This window comes from Asaia spathodeae NBRC 105894, assembly GCF_025994195.1.
Classification (GTDB): Bacteria; Pseudomonadota; Alphaproteobacteria; order Acetobacterales; family Acetobacteraceae; genus Asaia; species Asaia siamensis.
The window spans coordinates 345,724-362,469 of the sequence record NZ_BAPY01000001.1 but is presented as its reverse complement, the minus strand read 5'-3'; the positions used below and the strand labels follow the sequence as shown (position 1 = coordinate 362,469).

The following is a 16,746-nucleotide window of genomic DNA, read 5'->3' as shown; positions in this document are numbered from 1 at the left end:
AAGGCGCACAGGTCCAGCTCGCAGCTGGGCTTGAGCAGAACGATAGAGGCGGCGCGGTGACGGTGCACGAGGTGAAGAGGTGTGATTTCTCCTGAACCTCGACCGGTTCGCTGGAATTGCGCGCTTCAATACAAGGAACACTTCCGTATTCTACTTTCGTACCGAGGAGGAAGGGCAGGTAGGGTAATCTCTACGAAGAGAATATGTAGTTTTTGATTCGTATGAGTGTCTCTTGAGCTTGTTATGAAATAGCCCCTTAGTACCTTTGGAAGGTTACGCGCTCAGGCGGCACGAACTGTTTGTTCTTGGCTGAGTGAAGAGTCCAAGCCTTAGCGTATAGTGTGCCTGCCTGTCTTGCCGGTGAAAGTGAAGGCGGTGGTTCATATCGGCTGAGTGGAAGCGAAACCACATGAGTCATCTGTTCACGGCATCCTGGCTTTTCTGGGCAGTTTTATCGGCGGGTTTTGCTGCTCTGACGGCTATTCTTGCAAAGCTGGGTGTGAGCCAAATCGATTCCGATGCGGCGACCTTCATACGCACACTGGTCATCGTTGTGATTCTTGCTACGTATCTGGTGATATCGGGAAAGTTTCGTGCTGTCGGCCCGGTAGGCTTTCGAACAGCGCTGTTTCTCTGCCTTTCCGGTTTGGCGACCGGGGCATCGTGGCTTTGTTATTTCCGGGCACTGAAGCTGGGTGATGCTGCGCGCGTAGCGCCGGTCGACAAGTTGAGTGTTGTGATCGTTGCCATCTTTGGCGTCTTGATGCTCGGAGAATACCTGCCGGTAAAGGGATGGCTTGGTGTTGCTTGTATCACCATAGGCGCGCTTCTGGTGGCTATGGCCTAGATTTGCGCGCACTCGCGGGTGTTAGAAATTCGTCTGTCAGTAAGGTTTCTTAAGGCCTGTTGGCATCGGGTAGCTCGTGGCACTCAGGCCCGGATTTGACCCAGGGGCGAGGTCCGGTTGGCTCCGACTATCGCAAGTTGAAATAAGCCTCAGCCTCTCGTTTCAGACGCCACCCTCCTTTTGCAAACGGCCAGGTGCAGTTCGTCGATCTTTCAGCCCCGCACTATCTTCATCGAGAGCTGATAGGAGGGGGCCTTCCGCTTGGGTCGGTGTCAGGCTTGAGCAATCTCTTTGAGAGCTTCGCAGTTCTCCACCCCCAAGAGACACTGATCGATATGGATCTCGCGCTGCAGCAGGCCAATGGCGCGGGTGATTGCTTTTTCGCCACCCAGAGCCGCTGCGTATAGAAAAGGGCGACCGATCAGAACAGCGTCGGCCCCTGAAGCCAGACCTTTCACGATATCTGTTCCACGGCGGAAACCGCTATCGACGAGTACGGTCATCGACCCGCTCTCGGCTTTGATGGCACTCAGGACTTCCATTGGTGAAACGGCACAATCGAGTTGCCTCCCGCCATGATTGGAGACAACAATCCCGTCAGCCCCCAACTCGCGCGCCAGCTTCGCATCTTCTGGAGACAGCACACCCTTGATGATCAATGCGCCCTTCCAGTAACGGCGGATCATCTCTGCGTGCTTCCAGCTGAAGCTTGCATAGCCGGTGACGGCATCGATCTCGCGTGAAAAAATGGAAGGCCGTTCGACAGGATCAATATTGCTGATCCGAGGTACGCCTCTCTGACAGACAGTTCTCAGCCCGGTTCGATAGAGCCAGGAGGGATGCCGGGCCATATCAAAAGCCAGGCGCGCTGTCGGGCGGAACGGCATGGTATAACCGTTTCTCTTGTTGTTTTCCCTGTTGGAGCCGACAGCGACGTCAGCAGTCAGGAAATAGGCGGTAAATCCCGAATCGGCCACGCGCTTGACCATGCGCTCGATATTGCTTTCATCGGGTTTCTGATACCCGGCAAACCAGCAACCCGGATAGCTCTGTCCTATTTCTTCTATTGGCGTGATGGCATTCGCACTCAGGATATAGGGTATCCGGGCCGCTCTGGCGGCTTTGGCCATGGCGTTATCGGCGTCATGGGCAACGACTGCCGAAGCACCCATGGGGGCTATCATGAAAGGGCTCGCGAAACGCTGCCCGAATAAGGTGACCTCCTGCGAGCAGGCCGAGACATCACGCAGGATGCGCGGGATCAAACGGATGTGGTTCAGCACGTCCCGGTTATGGCTGATTGTCGTGCCATCATCGGCACCTCCCTGCACATAGCCAAAAATCGCTTTGGGAAGATGCTTGCGGGCCTGAGCTTCGAAATCGTTCAGATTGAGTATCTGCTTCAGGCTTGCGGATGAAATCCCGGGCATGCGTCAAATCCTTACTGTCTGGCTCGCCGCCAGAGGCCGTTTCTTTTTGGTTTCTTCCAGAGGGAGCGGTGCAATGGGCCCTACGATAAAAAGATAGGAGAGCGCCCCCAGCAGGCCGAAGGCACCGGTCGCGCAGAGCGGGATCATGAAAGAGCCATGCTTCAGGCTCACCATGAGACCCGTGAAACTGGCGATGACGATACCCGCAATATTGGCGGCGCTGTTCTGTAGCCCGCCCAGCGTCGCGACAAGATCGGCACTTGGGGCGATGTCGGCTGGCAACGACCAGATATTCGCACCGGTAAAGGCGATGCCGCCAAACGAGATCGAAAGCAGAGCGATGCAGAGCCAGGTCTGTGTGGCAAAGGCCGAAAGAGCGATCACGGAGGACAATAGCAGCCCGCCAACCAGACAGCTTTTGCGCGCTACGGTCAGACTCCAGCCGCGCCTGTGCAATGTGTCAGAGGTCCAGCCGCCCAGCCACGCGGCAGGGATGGCTGTCACACCGGGTATCATGCCGATCAGGCCAAGTTCCTTCAGAGAGAACCCGTGAGCTGAGACGAGATAGCTCGGAAACCACGTCGCGAAGAAATAGAAGACAACATTCGCGCAGAAAAATCCGAGCATCATGCCCCACACCGAGCGGTGTTTCAGCAATTGCTTCCAGGCACCGGGTGCCGCCTTGCTGCTGGCGGGTTGAGCCTCTTTCAGCGCGGCCAGCTGATGCGGCGAGATCGCTGGATGCCGGTCGGGATCATGATAGAGCGCAAGCCAGATGACCACCCAGATCAGGCCCAGCCCGCCTGCGGCGACAAATGCCAGCCGCCACCCGAGCCAGCTGATCAACAGGGCCACAAGGGGAAGGGAAACTGCCGCCCCGGCGCGTGAACCGCTGTCAAAAATACCAGCGGCCAGACCGCGCTCGCTTTTGGGAAACCAGAGCGATGCGACCTTTGCATTCGATGGATAGCTGCCTGCTTCGCCTATGCCGAGAGCCAGGCGCAGACCGAGAATGCTGAGTGGCCCGCGTACGATCGCTGTCAGAGCGGTACAGATCGACCACCACATGACCGCCAGCGTATAGGCCGAACGCACACCGAAACGATCGACGATCATGCCAAAAGGCAATTGCATGAACGCGTAGCTCCAGAAGAACGCGCCCAGAATAACGCCCAAAGTGGCCGGGTCGATATGGAGTTCCCTCGCCATGAAGGGAGCCGCAATGGCAATGGTCGCGCGGTCTATGTAGTTGATAGTGGTTGCGGCGAAACAGAGGATGATCATCAGCCAGCGCAGTCGGGGCATGATCTCTCTCCGGTTTGAGGGGATGCCGGGTGGTTCCCTGCATCGACACCGGGCCGATGCAGGGCAACGAAGCTTATCTGGGCAGGACGCGACGCAGATAGTCGCGGTTGGTCGCGGCCACGCTCAGGCCGTCGCCGCCGTAATGCTCAACCAGGAAGGCACTCTTGAAGCCGTGTGCCAGAGCCATCTTGATGGCTGCCCGGTAGCTGATCACGCCGAATTCGAGGGGCGCGGGAGCCGTCACTACCATGCCTGTTGTCGCGTCTTCGGTACGGAAGTAGTTCTTGACGTGCCAGTACCGTGCAAAAGGCGCGACTTTCTGCATCATCGACGCCCAGTGCTCGACCGGGCGATGCAGACGCACCAGATTGCCCAGATCGGCATTGATGCCGACATTGGAACAATCGACATCCTCGATGAAGCGCACCGCGCTATCGGCAGTGCCGAGATAGGTATCCTCGTACATTTCCAGGGACAGACCGATACCGACTTCCCGAGCGTGTCGTGCCAGTTCGCGTATGCGCTCGACGGCTTTTTTCCATGTCTCCTTGTCATCCGGATTGACGGTGCCCTGTGCCGTCCAGAACCAGAGTGCGGCTTTCTGGGGCGGGGTCAGAGGATAGAAAAGACCGAACGAGACCTCCTTGATGCCCAGTCGAGCGGCTGTGTCGATCACGCGATGGCTGTAGGCGAGGTTTTCATCTGCCGCTTCAGGGTCGATCACGGAGCGTCGTGCCGTCGATAGCCCCGGCATGGTCAGCCCGGCTTCTTTCACCAGATCTGCAAAAACCTGCTGACGCGCCAGAGGCAGATCGGCGAGCCTGATCCATGAATCTGTGGGGTCGATTTCTGTAAAGCCGGCATCTGTCACCTCGGCGAGGGTGGCGGCCCATTCCTCGGGCTTCTGGTCCTGCACGCTCGATCCGTCTGGCAGGATATTGGCATATTGAATCATCGCTGCAGCGATGGGCCAGTTGGTGCGGTTGAGAGGGCTAGGCATGGTGAATCTCCTTTGTTGCAGGAAAAACGATCAGTCGCTCAATGGGCGGGGTGATGGCTTTCATGATTGGTGCGCGGCAGAAAAGCCGCGATAATCAGCCCGACCAGACCCGAGAGGGCGACGGCATAGAGCCCGGCCGCAGGGCTCTCCCAGAGATGAGAGGCAAAGCTGCGGATATTGGGCGCGGCGAAACCACCGAGATTGCCGAGTGCGTTGATTAGCGCGATTGCGCCTGCGGCTTGTGCCCCGGTGAAATAGGCGAGGGGGAAATTCCAGAAAACCGCCTGAACCGTCACGACGCCGGCGGCGGCGATGCACAGCCCGATGATCGCAACGATGCCGGACTCTGTCCCGGAGACGAACAGGCCGATTGCGGCCATGCTCAGGCAGACGAGCAGACCCAGTCTTGGCGCGTCGTGCTTTTGCACCAGACGGGTGATGACGAAGGTCGAAAGAATAGCGAAAGCCCAGGGGATGCCGCTGACCAGACCGACGCGAAAGCCGATCTTTTCATGCAGGATCGAAGAGACCTGCTCGGGCAAATAGAACACGACGCCGTAACTCGCGACCTGCATGACCATGTAGAGTGCAAGGAACTGGAGCAATTTGCTCGAATGCAGGAGTGCACCGAGCTTGACGCCGTGATGATCTGCCCCCTCCTTGGCAGCAGCCTCTCTGCGGAGGATATCATTGAGCGTTGCTTTTTCCTCGTCTGTCAGCCAGGCGACATCCTGTGGTTTGTCAGGCAGGACGAACCATGTGGCGATACCCATTGCGACGGCGAGCCCGCCCTCAAGCAGGAACATCCATTGCCATCCGGCGAGGCCGAGCAGCCCGTCCAGATTGAAGAGCGCTCCCGAAAGCGGATTGCCGAAGGTCATGGCCAGCGGATAGCCGAAATAGAACACGCCCAGCACCTTGGTGCGCTCTCTCTCGGGAAACCAGAAGGTGAGGTAGAGCATGATGCCGGGAAAGAAACCGGCCTCGGCAATGCCCAGAAAGGTGCGCAGGACAACGAAGGAAACATTGCCCTGGGTGAACATCATGCCTGCGGAGACGACGCCCCATGTCACCATGATGCGCGCCATCCAGCGTCTGGCGCCCACCCGGTAGAGAATGAGGTTGCTCGGGATTTCGAATAGCGCATAGCCGATGAAGAAAACACCGGCACCGAAGGCAAACATCGCATCTGACACACCAACATCGGTGTGCAGCGCCTGCTTGGCAGAGCCGATATTCGACCTGTCGAGAAAGGCGACGATATACATCAGGATGAGAAAAGGCAGCAGCTTGGCAAATGCCTTGCCGGTGGCCCGCGCTCTCAGGGTTTCAGGGCTTGCGGGGGGCGCTGTCGCGGGAATGGCAGAAATCATGAGGCTCGGCTCCTCATCACGCCTCGGCTTTTCGCGCAGGGCGTGGATGTGGTCAGGCTGATGGAGAGAGGGTGATCTCAGGCAATGTGACCACCGAGCTCATCTTCGATATGCGCCTCGACGATCTCGTCGAAGCTTTGTTCGGTCGTGAAGCCGAACGCGAGGGCGCGCTGCGGGTCAAAGCCCCGTGCCCAGCCTGCCACGATGCGCGCCACCGCCTCGTCTGGCGCCCGTTTGATGAGCGCGACTGCCTTGTCACCGGCAATGCGGCGCAGCGCGGCAATCTGGTCACCAACGGTGACGGAAAGCGCAGGCATCGAGAGATTGGGGCGTTCGCCGAGCAGGGAGAGATCGAGCGTTGCGGCATGACGCAGGAACTGCACGGCCGAGCGCGGGCTCGTCATCCAGTGGCGCGTCGTATCGGGTACGGGAAGAATGGCTTCCTGCCCGACCAGCGGCTCGCGGATGATGCCGGAGAAGAACCCCGACGCCGCGCGGTTGGGCTTGCCCGGGCGCACGCAGATGGTGGGAAGGCGCAAGCCGATACCGTCGAGGAAACCGCGCCGACGATAATCGGCGAGAAGAAGCTCGCAGATGGCTTTTTGCGTGCCATAGCTGGTCTGAGGCGTCAGGATATAGTCATCCGGGATGATATCGGGGAAGTCGCCACCGAATACGGCGTTGGATGACGCGAAAACGACGCGCGGTTTCCAGCCCTCGCGGCTGTTGATGTGGCGGATTGCCTCGAAGAGCGTGCGAGTGCCATCCAGATTGACGCTGTAGCCCTTGTCGAAATCGGCCTCAGCCTCGCCCGACACAATGGCGGCGAGGTGATAGATGATATCCGGGCGACCACTCAGAAGGCGCTCTGCGGCGCCATGCTGGGTAAGATCGCATGTCATGGTCTCGCACGAGCCGGTAAACCCGGCAGGTGACGTCGGCGCGATGACATCGGCCAGTGTGAGCCGGCTGAGTGCGACAGCCCCATCAAGGGGGGCGTTGATCAGGCTCTCGGTAAATTTGCGCCCGATCATGCCTGCGGCGCCAATGACGAGGATATGCATCTGTGTCACCTTTCCTGTCGGGAGACCCGAATTCAGATGAACGGAACCTATCCGAAAGTTAATCAGGCGCTAGAAGCAAGATGGAAGCGGGTGATCAGCATTTCTGATCGCCAGAGCCTCAATGGCGCTGAAAACCAGCAAGGCTGCGGGTGTCAGAGGTCGGTCAGGCAGGCTGATGAGAGAATAGGCGCCGAGAAAATCGGGCATTGGTACCGAGAGGCGGCGGATCATACCGGCTTTTTCGTAATGTCGGCTCACGCTGCATGGAATGACCGCCAGAAGATTGGAATGCAGCAGAAGGTCGATTGTCGCGAACATCGATGATGCTTCTATGGGATGTGCGGGCAGGGGAAGGAGCGCCGTCGTGAAGGCGGCTTCTATGGCCCGCCTCATGGGGCTGGGGGCGGTCTGTAGGATCCAGCGTTCCTGCGCCACATCTTCCAGGGTGAGGGTGCCAGAATCGGCCATCGGATTTGTGCGGCTTGTCACCACGCAGAGGGGTTCACTGGCGAGGTCGCGGCAATCGAGTGAGGTTGGGCCATGCAGCCCGAGGGGACGCCCGATCACGAAGTCGAGCCTTCCGCTTTCCATGCCGAGAAGCAGGGCATCGCTGGTATCGACCGAAAGAGACAGGCTTATGCCTGGCTGGGAATGAGCAATATCGGCAAAGACGGGCGAGACAAGTTCCGGCAGGGCCGCGACGATCGATCCGACACGCACGGTTCCATAGGTGCCTTCCTGCATGGCGTTCATGTCGAGCTGCAGACGGTCGATATCGTTGAGCATCAATCGTGCATGACGCGCCGCAAGAACGCCGCTGGGGGTGGGAAAGACGCCTTGCGACGACCGTTCGAAAAGACGGGCATTAAGCGCGTGCTCGACCTCCTGAAGCAGCTTTGAAACGGAAGGCTGAGAGAGATTCATCCTCTCGGCGGCGCGATGCAGGTTATTGGTGGCTTCGAGTTCGAGTATCAGGCGCAGATGCCTGAGCTTGAGGCGGTTGATCAGTGAATGGGCCGTCATGGAGCGGGTTCCGGAAAGCAAATCGTCACACGTGCGCAGGCAGAAACAGAGAGGGCGCGCCTAGCGGGGCGCTGGCGCATCCTGCTCGTGCATGGCCTGTTTCAGCAGCGAAAGGATCGTGAGTGCAGCGGGTGTTGAGGGGCGTTCTTTCGAGGTCATCAGCCCCCAGGGGGCCACGTCGAACGCGAAATCGATTGGCAGGCTGGCAATCTGGCCGATATCCGATTGCAGTTTTGCCGCCGGGGCGGAGAGGATCGTGAGGGCGTCGGTCCGGGTGATATAGGCGAGGGTCATCATCCATGAATCGGACGACACGACACGGGTAGGCAGCGGAAGATCCTCTTCCAGAAGAAGCTCTTCGAAACGCTGGCGCGAGCGGCTGCCCTTGCGTTGCAGGATCCATGGCCACTCCGCCAGCGCCTGCAGCGAGACGGGGCCATTGCCGCGCAGGGGGTGATCGGGGCGTGAGGCAATCACCAGCCTTTCGGCGGCGATTTCTTCATACTGCACCGGATAGGGCGAGGGGATGACCGGTCTCCGGCCGAGCATGATGTCGATCTGTCCGTCTGTCAGCATCTGGAAAAGCGCGTCGCTCGGGCCACTGCGAATTTCGAGCTCGATTTCGGGATAATCCTGCTGCGCGATGCGCAACATATCGACCAGAGACTGGATGACCGGGCCATCAATTGCGCCGATCGATACATGACCGATGCGCCCGTCCACCAAGGCGTTGAGCTCGACGCGTGTTCGCTCGAGTTCTTCAAGCATGGAGACGGCGTGACGTGTCAGCACCTCGCCCGCAAAGGTCGGGATCATGCGTCGCCCTTCCAGACGGAAGAGGCGGATCTTCATCAAATCCTCGAGATCCCCGATCAGTTTGGAAGCGGCAGGCTGCGCCATGCCGAGACTTTCCGCCGCAGCCTGGAGGGTCGCGTGACGCGAAAAGGCCGAGAGAAGCTGCAGATGACGCAGCTTGAGGCGCGAGGCAATGAACCAGAACGGGCCGAGATGCGGATGCGGCATGAGAGATTTCATAGTCAAACGGTTATGTATCGCGTGGATACGACTATTGGACGCGCCTCTTAACGGGTGACTATTTCTTCCGCCCAGATCATCGCTGGAACACTCCGTTTTCAGCGTCCATCAAAATGATTGTGAAGGTTGGGCGACATGTCGGTTCAGATCATCAGAAGTGCTGCGGTTATCGGGGCAGGGTATATGGGCGGTGGTATCGCCCAGAGCCTTGCAGCGGCAGGGATGCGTGTGACCCTTGCCGATATCTCCCCCGAGGCGACGCAGCGCGCCCTCGAGCGTCTGCTGAGCGAGGCACGCGTTTTTGAGGATCAGGGCCTGATCGTGAAGGGTAGCTATGACCGGATCATGGTCAATCTCACGACGGCGCCGTCGATCGAGGAGGCGGTCCGCGACGTCGATTTCATCGAAGAGGCGGTGTTCGAGCGAGAGGACGTCAAGAAAGAGGTGCTGGGGCGTATCAGCGCTGCAGCCCGTCCCGATGCAATTATCGGTACCAATACCTCAACCATTCCCGTGCATGTGCTGGCACCGATGGTAAAAGGGCAGGAGCGGTTCCTGACTGTGCATTTCAGCAATCCGGCACCGTTTATCCCTGGGGTCGAGCTGGTGTCGGGCGTCGCCACGAAGCCGGAAGTCGTGGCGACGGTCAAGGAGATGCTGAACCGTGTGAACCGGCAATCGGCAGAGGTGGCTGACAGGCCGACCTTTGTGCTGAACAGGCTGCAATATGTGCTGTTCAAGGAGGCGAATACCATCGTCGAAGAGGGTATCGCGACGCCAGAGGATGTCGACACGATCGTGCGGTCGACCTTCGGTTTTCGTCTGCCGTTTTTCGGGCCGTTCGCCATTGCCGATATGGCCGGGCTTGAGGTCTATGTGAATGGCTTCGTTACCGCAGAGAATGCTTTCGGTCCGCGTCTGTCCTGCCCTGATACGGTCAGGAAGCTGGTGGAGGAAGGCAAGCACGGTGTGAAGAACGGTACTGGTTATTACGGAAATTACAGCCCGGAGGAAGCGGCAGAACTCGTGGCCTATCGGAACAAGGCCTATGCGAAGATGGCGGAACTGCTGCGTGAGCTCGGCCCGTCTCCGCTCGAGAAAAAACGCCCGAAATGAGGGGGGGGGACCGGTACCGGTCGTACCCCGTGAGTCAGAGGCCAGAATGTTCGCGGGACGTTCGTTCTGGTCCTTGCAGAAAAGTCCTGAGACAAGGTAGCGACAGGCCATCGCAAGTAGAAACATTTCTTCATGATTCCCGCGATGGCTATGAGCACTCAGTGTGAAGATATCCCGTTCACACAGTTACAGTTTTGTAATAGAAAGGAAGAAAATCACCATGCTGCGTCGAACGGCACTATGCCATGATGGATATGTGTCCAAAAAATCTTCTGGATATATTTCATAATACATGGCAAATTTATTTTATTACTTTCATTAATATAGTGTCATTTTATTTTCAGCATTACTCAAATCTTGATGTTTACATCCTTGCGTGGGTTGATTTAAATGGAATGCCATTCACGGATGTGGAACAGGACTGATCGATCATGTCTGGACGGACGCCATTTTCAGGATTGCTGTGCTGACTGCCGATGCCACGAGGCGGCAGCGGTTGCGCGCGCATGTTCACGAGGCACATGAAAGCCTTGATGGCCTGATTGGCGGTCTGGAGACCGAGCGCGATTACCTGCGTTATCTTGCCGGTATGGCGGCTTTTCGTATCTCGGCAGAGGCTGCAGTCGAGGCGCGACGCTTTCCATCATGGTTGAAGGACTGGCGACCGGTTTCGACGCGTCTCGCACTCGAAAAAGACGTCGAGACACTTCGTTTGTCCTGTCCGCCTGTTTCTGCCCTTGCGCCCCCCGAGACGGATTCCGGGCTTCTGGGTATGCTTTACACTCTCGAGGGGTCAGCGCTGGGCGCCCGCCTGATTGCCAAGCGTGCGAAGGCGCTGGGTTTCGACGAGGACCATGGCGCGACCCATCTTGCCGTTCAGACGGCAGCGCCCGCCAATTGGCGCGTATTTCTCGATCTTCTTGAAGCAGCTCCGGTTTTCGATCTCGATGAAGCCGGGGCCGAAGCCTCGCGTCTTTTCCGGCATGCCTATGACGCCATGATGCTTGTGGATCGTGCAGAGGAAAAAGTTCATGGCTGAATTCGGTCAGGTCGATCTGACGAGCTGCGATCGTGAGCCGATCCATCTCCCTGGCAGCATTCAGCCCCATGGCTGCCTGATTACATGTTCTGTCAGTGATTTCGTCGTGCTGCGTCATTCAGCCAATGCACAGGATATGCTGGGCCAGCCGGAGCTCACGCTTGGCTGCAGCCTGATCGAGCTTTTCGGCTCGGATATCGTGCATGATATCCGCAACGGCCTGACCCTGAGCGTCACTCAGCGTCGACCGGTTTTCCTGCTCAATCAGGCGCTCGGTCCAGACAGGCATTTCGACCTGGCTGTGCATATCGTCAACGGGGAGGTCGTGCTGGAATGCGAGCCTGCCTCGCCGACCCAGCGCGCCACCAAGTTTCTTACCCAGCTCCATGGCATGATGGACCGGGTGCGCAAGACGACCGATATCACCCGGCTGTTCGATGTCGTGACCATGCTCATGCGGGGGCTGCTCGATTATGACCGGGTGATGGTCTATCGTTTTGCCGATGACTGGTCCGGCAAGGTGGTGTCGGAAGCGCGTGCCCTGTCTCTGGAAAGCTTTCTGGGGCAGCATTTTCCGAGCGCTGACATTCCTGCCCAGGCTCGGGAGCTCTATCGCCGCTCACCAATACGCATGATCGGCGATGTCGGTTACACGCCGGTTCCCCTCATCGAGACCGAAGGGCTTTCATCACTCGATATGTCGCTGGGCCAGTTGCGCAGCGTATCACCTATCCACTGCGAATATCTGACCAATATGGGGGTTCGCGCCTCCATGTCGATCTCGATCGTGATCGATGGCGCGCTCTGGGGCATGATTGCCTGTCATCATTATTCGCCGCGCATCCTGCCGATTGCCGAGCGTGCGGTCGTGCAGATGTTCTCGGAGTTCTTTGCGCTTCAGATCATCGTCATTCTGAAAACGACGCGGCTGCAGGTCGCCGAGCGGACACACGGGCTGATCGAAAGCGTCTTGCGCAACGCTGCCTCGGTTTCGGATATGCCAGCCTATCTGCGGGGGCAGATCAGCCGATTGGCCCCGCTCATCCAGTCAGACGGTATCGCCATCTGGATCGATAATGAGTGGACCGGTCACGGCATTTCGGCGCCCAAAGAGGTTCAGAACGAGTTTGTCGAGCTTGCCTTGCGCAAGGCAGGCACGCAGATCTGGCAGTCGGATCATCTGGTCAAGGACCATCCCTGGATCGCGGCGCATACGGCGCATGTCGCTGGTGTGCTGATCATTCCGATTTCGCCCCAGCCCCAGAACTATGTCTTTCTCTTCCGTCGTGAGATCGTGCAGACGATCAACTGGGGTGGCGATCCGCACAAGACCTATGAGCATGGTCCGCACGGCCCCCGCCTGACGCCGCGTCAGAGTTTCGCGATCTGGAAAGAGCAGGTGCATGAGCGCTGCCTTCCCTGGTCGAGCTTCGATATCGAGGCCGCCGGACAATTGCGTTCGGCCCTCATTGAGGTGATGGGCGTTTATCATCAGCAGCAGCTTTCAGAACGTGCGGATGCCGATCTGCGCCAGCGCATGCTCAATGAAGAGCTCAATCACCGGGTCAAGAACATCCTCGCCGTCGTGCAGTCTCTGATCGGGCGGCCTGTAGGCAAGGACAGGACGATCGAGGAATATGTCGAGGTGCTGCGCGGGCGCATCAAGGCGCTTGCCAGTGCGCATGATCAGGTCGCCCGAAGCGATGGCGGTGGCTTGTTGCGTACCTTGCTTGAAGCCGAGCTTGAGCCCTATCGCCAGCAGCCCTCCGCGGTCGTGCTTGAGGGAGATAATCTCTGGCTGTCCGGCCCTGCGCTTTCGGTTGTGGCGCTGACGCTTCATGAACTGGCAACCAATGCCGCCAAATATGGTGCGCTCTCGCGACCGACTGGCACGCTGACACTGCGCTGGTTCCTGGACGAGGATCAGAAAAACTGGGTGCTGGAATGGACAGAGACCGGTGGTCCGCCGGTGACGCCGCCCAAGGGCAACGGGTTTGGCTCTGTTCTGCTTGAGCGCGCGATCCCTCATGAACTGAGCGGTACGTCCGTGCGTGAGTTCAGGCCTGAGGGGCTGTTCATTCGCCTGACTTTCCCGGTTCGCCATGCCGTGCTGGTTTCCGAGGTCGCGGCAGAGCCTGTGGTCGAGGATATGCCCGCTGCTACTGCAGCTCAGTCTGAGCGGCTTCATGCAGCCCATGTGCTTCTTGTCGAGGATCAGCTGCTCATTGCCATGGAGACGGAGCAGGCGCTTACTGCTTATGGCGTGCAGCACATTCGCACCGTCTCATCGGTTTATGAAGCAGGGCAGGCCATTCGCGAGCGCTGCCCTGATGTGGCGCTGCTCGACTTCAATCTGGGCAAGGAAAACTCGCACGAGGTGGCAACGCTTCTGCGCAAGAAGGGCGTTCCCTTCCTGTTTGCCACGGGCTACGCGGATCGGACCATGATCCCGTCCGAATTCCAGGATGTGCCGGTGCTGCGCAAGCCCTATTCGATCAAGAGTATCGTGCAGGAATTGCTCAAGGTCCTGCCCGCCTGAGGAGGGTCTTCGGAGCGCTGTTCGTCGAGTTGCGTCTGAAGAGGAAAAACCTTCTGAACAGTCGATAAACCATGGTTTTCCGGCTGTTGTGTTCTTGACTTGTTCTGATCTCGTCTCCATCTCCCGGAGATGAAAAAGACCCTCGCTGCCCGTCTGGAAATCTTGTCGGATGCTGCCAAATACGATGCGTCCTGCGCGTCGAGCGGCGTAAGCTCGAAGAAGAAAGCGGGTGAAGAGGGGCTGGGGTCGAAAGCCTCTAACGGGATCTGTCACGCCTATACGCCTGACGGGCGATGCATTTCGCTGCTCAAGATCCTGATGACAAATTTCTGCATCTATGACTGCGCCTACTGCATCAATCGTTCATCTTCCAAGATCGAACGGACACGGTTTTCGGTCGAAGAGATCATCTGGATTACGCTGGAATTCTACCGGCGTAATTATATCGAGGGATTGTTCCTGTCTTCGGGGGTTATTCGCTCTTCCGATTATACCATGGAGGAAATGGTACGTGTGGCGCGCGAGCTGCGGCTGAAGCACCATTTCCATGGCTATATCCATCTCAAGACCATTCCCGACGCGGCGCCTCATCTGATTGAGGAGGCCGGACTCTATGCCGATCGTCTGTCGATCAATGTCGAGATGCCGACAGATGCGGGGCTTGCCGCCTACGCGCCTGAAAAGGATGCGGGGCATATACGCCAGAGCATGGGCGCCTTGCGCCTCAAGATCGAGGAATCAGGCGACCGAAGCCTGAGCGGGCGCAAGCCTCGTCGTTTCGCACCCGGTGGGCAGAGCACGCAGATGATCATCGGTGCGGATCGCTCGACCGATCGTGACATTCTGCGCAGTTCGGCAGCGCTCTATTCGGGTTATGCGCTTCGTCGCGTCTATTACTCGGCTTTCAGTCCCATTCCTGACGCATCGATCGCCCTGCCTGCGCAATCGCCGCCGCTTGTGCGGGAGCATCGGCTTTATCAGGCGGACTGGATGGTGCGCTTTTATGGGTTTTCGTTCGACGAGATCGGCGCCCAGCGGGAAGACGGTATGCTGGATCTTGAGCTTGATCCTAAGCTGGCATGGGCTCTGCAGAACCGTGCGCTCTTCCCTGTCGATCTGAACCGCGCCAGTCGTGAGATGTTATTGCGCGTGCCGGGTCTGGGGCCGCGCTCAGTGGGGGCGTTGCTCTCGGCCAGGCGCCATTGCGCCATCCGGCTGGAAGATGTGGAGCGATTGAAAGTCTCTTTGCGCAAGGTCAGGCCGTTCATCGTCACGAGTGACTGGAATCCTGCCCGATTGATTGATCGTGACAATCTGGCGGCTGCGTTCCGCCCACAACCGCAGCAGCTTCGCCTGCTTTGAAGCGCCTCCAACTGGCCCGCGACGCGGATTTCGAGACATGGCGCGGGTTTGCCCGTGCGGCCCTCGCCGAGGGAATTGCGCCAGATCAGATCGAATGGATGAGCCCTGATGCGGCGCAGGCAGATCTGTTCTCCTCCGAACCCGCAAAGCTGGAGCAGGAGGCACCGACGGCTCCCTGTGCAACGCCGGTGGGGCACGTCTCCAAGCCCGGTCTGGCTCTTTTGCGCACTATCCTGCGCTACCATGACCCTCAGCGTTTTGCTTTGGCCTATCGGCTTTTATGGCGCCTTCAGACAGAGCCCGCGCTCCTCGCCATTGCGACCGACCCCGATATGAGGGAGGCGGCGCGCATGACGCAGCAGATACGCCGCGACATGCACAAGATGAAGGCTTTTGTGCGCTTTCGCGAGGCTACGCAGCCCGATAGCGACGGACGCAGGCATTTCATCGCCTGGTTCGAGCCGGAAAACTATATTCTCGAGAGCGTGGCGCCGTTTTTTGCCGAGCGTTTCTCGGATATGGACTGGATGATCCTGACCCCGATCGGCTCCATACTGTTCGAGAAGGGGAAGCTGCTCTGTGACCGGTCGCCCTGCGCTGCGCCAGATCTGAAGGACGATGTCGAGACACTCTGGCACAGTTACTATCAGTCGATTTTCAATCCGGCGCGTATCAAGACAAAGGCGATGCGCTCCGAAATGCCGACCAGATACTGGAAGAATTTGCCGGAAACCCGGCTGATACCGCAAATGCTCGCCGATGCGGAAAACCGCGTTGCGGCCATGGTGGCGCGGCAGAATGATGGTCGTGCCCCGGCTTTTCACGAGCGCCATCAGGCAGAGTGGCGAGAGAAAGAGGCTCAGGAAGAGGCTCGGGGCATGGCGCTCAACGGGCTACCTGCTCTCGCGCGCGCGCTGGAGAGCTGCCAGCGCTGCGATCTCTGCCGCTATGCGACCCAGAGCGTGCCTGGCATCGGCCCGGACCATGCGCCTCTCATGCTTGTTGGTGAGCAACCGGGTGATCAGGAAGATCTGCAGGGAAAGCCATTTGTGGGGCCAGCGGGGCAGGTGCTCGATCGTGTGTTGTCTGCGGTCGGTATCGAGCGAAGCGAGGTGTATCTCACCAATGCGGTGAAGCACTTCAAATTCGTTTCGAAAGGGCGTCGTCGCATTCATCAGACGCCGGGGCGCACTGAAATTGTTGCCTGCTCACCCTGGCTCGATCAGGAGATCAGGCTCGTTCGGCCGAAGCTGATCGTCACGCTGGGAGCTACCGCGCTTCAGGCCGTGGAAGGGCGCGTCAGTCGCCTCGGGGCGATCAGGGGGCATGTGCGTGACGGGAGCGCAACACGCCCGCCCAGCCTTGCGACAATCCATCCGTCCTATCTGCTGCGCCTTCCTGAGCCTCAGAGGGCGCAGGAAGAAGAGCAGCGCTTCATGCAGGAACTCTCGGTTGCGCGTGACTGGCTCGCAGAGCATTGACGCCTGAAAAAAGAAGGCGCGATCGCGGCACCCGTAAGAGGTGAGAAGCCCGACTTCGCTCCTTCGGGTCATGCGCTCCGGCTTCTTTGCTGATCAGTGCTTGCTCTTTACCAGGCGTGCGTTTTAGCGGGT

At 58.7% G+C, this 16,746-nt stretch carries 13 protein-coding genes; 6 read left to right on the top strand and 7 right to left on the bottom strand.

Going from position 1 to position 16,746, the window contains the following annotated elements; translation table 11 throughout:
- Positions 1 to 409: 409 nt before the first annotated feature.
- Positions 410 to 847: an EamA family transporter gene (locus AA105894_RS01645; RefSeq protein ID WP_332337789.1), complete on the top strand. Its 438-nt coding sequence runs from the start codon at positions 410 to 412 to the stop codon at positions 845 to 847.
- Positions 848 to 1,119: 272 nt separating this feature from the next.
- Here AA105894_RS01645 and AA105894_RS01640 read toward each other — a convergent pair whose 3' ends face one another.
- The 7 genes from AA105894_RS01640 to AA105894_RS01610 all read right to left on the bottom strand — a co-directional run bounded on the left by AA105894_RS01640 (position 1,120) and on the right by AA105894_RS01610 (position 9,065).
- Entirely contained in the window at positions 1,120 to 2,277 is a 1,158-nt protein-coding gene (locus AA105894_RS01640) for an alpha-hydroxy acid oxidase (RefSeq protein ID WP_267310191.1), read from the bottom strand.
- 3 nt (positions 2,278 to 2,280) lie between these two features.
- Entirely contained in the window at positions 2,281 to 3,582 is a 1,302-nt protein-coding gene (locus AA105894_RS01635; protein ID WP_267310190.1) for an MFS transporter, read from the bottom strand.
- Between the two features lie 73 nt (positions 3,583 to 3,655).
- Positions 3,656 to 4,582 (bottom strand): sugar phosphate isomerase/epimerase family protein, encoded by a 927-nt coding sequence (locus AA105894_RS01630; protein ID WP_267310189.1) that lies wholly within the window; start codon positions 4,580 to 4,582, stop codon positions 3,656 to 3,658.
- A gap of 38 nt (positions 4,583 to 4,620) precedes the next feature.
- A complete protein-coding gene (locus AA105894_RS01625; protein ID WP_267310188.1) occupies positions 4,621 to 5,955 on the bottom strand; it encodes an MFS transporter in 1,335 nt (444 codons plus the stop codon).
- Positions 5,956 to 6,032: 77 nt separating this feature from the next.
- On the bottom strand, positions 6,033 to 7,019 hold the full coding sequence (denD, locus tag AA105894_RS01620; protein WP_267310187.1) for a D-erythronate dehydrogenase: 987 nt from the start codon (positions 7,017 to 7,019) through the stop codon (positions 6,033 to 6,035).
- Positions 7,020 to 7,088: 69 nt separating this feature from the next.
- Positions 7,089 to 8,042, bottom strand: coding sequence for a LysR family transcriptional regulator (locus AA105894_RS01615; protein ID WP_267310186.1), 954 nt, complete (start codon positions 8,040 to 8,042; stop codon positions 7,089 to 7,091).
- A gap of 60 nt (positions 8,043 to 8,102) precedes the next feature.
- Positions 8,103 to 9,065, bottom strand: coding sequence for a LysR family transcriptional regulator (locus AA105894_RS01610; RefSeq protein ID WP_267310185.1), 963 nt, complete (start codon positions 9,063 to 9,065; stop codon positions 8,103 to 8,105).
- Between the two features lie 147 nt (positions 9,066 to 9,212).
- On the opposite strand from AA105894_RS01610, the gene AA105894_RS01605 reads away from it, so the two are divergent.
- The 5 genes from AA105894_RS01605 (at position 9,213) to AA105894_RS01585 (ending at position 16,614) form a co-directional block, all read left to right on the top strand.
- Positions 9,213 to 10,193: a 3-hydroxyacyl-CoA dehydrogenase family protein gene (locus AA105894_RS01605; RefSeq protein WP_267310184.1), complete on the top strand. Its 981-nt coding sequence runs from the start codon at positions 9,213 to 9,215 to the stop codon at positions 10,191 to 10,193.
- A 463-nt stretch (positions 10,194 to 10,656) separates the two neighbouring features.
- The gene (locus AA105894_RS01600) at positions 10,657 to 11,232 is read left to right on the top strand and encodes a biliverdin-producing heme oxygenase (protein ID WP_188427081.1); all 576 of its coding nucleotides are present in this window, start codon (positions 10,657 to 10,659) and stop codon (positions 11,230 to 11,232) included.
- Positions 11,225 to 13,771, top strand: coding sequence for an HWE histidine kinase domain-containing protein (locus AA105894_RS01595; protein WP_267310183.1), 2,547 nt, complete (start codon positions 11,225 to 11,227; stop codon positions 13,769 to 13,771). The genes AA105894_RS01600 and AA105894_RS01595 overlap by 8 nt, the downstream gene beginning before the upstream one ends.
- 129 nt (positions 13,772 to 13,900) lie before the next feature.
- Positions 13,901 to 15,133 carry a putative DNA modification/repair radical SAM protein gene (locus tag AA105894_RS01590; RefSeq protein ID WP_267310182.1) on the top strand — a complete coding sequence of 411 codons (1,233 nt, stop codon included), beginning with the start codon at positions 13,901 to 13,903 and terminating at the stop codon, positions 15,131 to 15,133.
- Positions 15,130 to 16,614: a UdgX family uracil-DNA binding protein gene (locus AA105894_RS01585; protein WP_267310181.1), complete on the top strand. Its 1,485-nt coding sequence runs from the start codon at positions 15,130 to 15,132 to the stop codon at positions 16,612 to 16,614. Before AA105894_RS01590 ends, AA105894_RS01585 begins: the two co-directional genes overlap by 4 nt.
- The last annotated feature ends 132 nt before the right edge of the window (positions 16,615 to 16,746 follow it).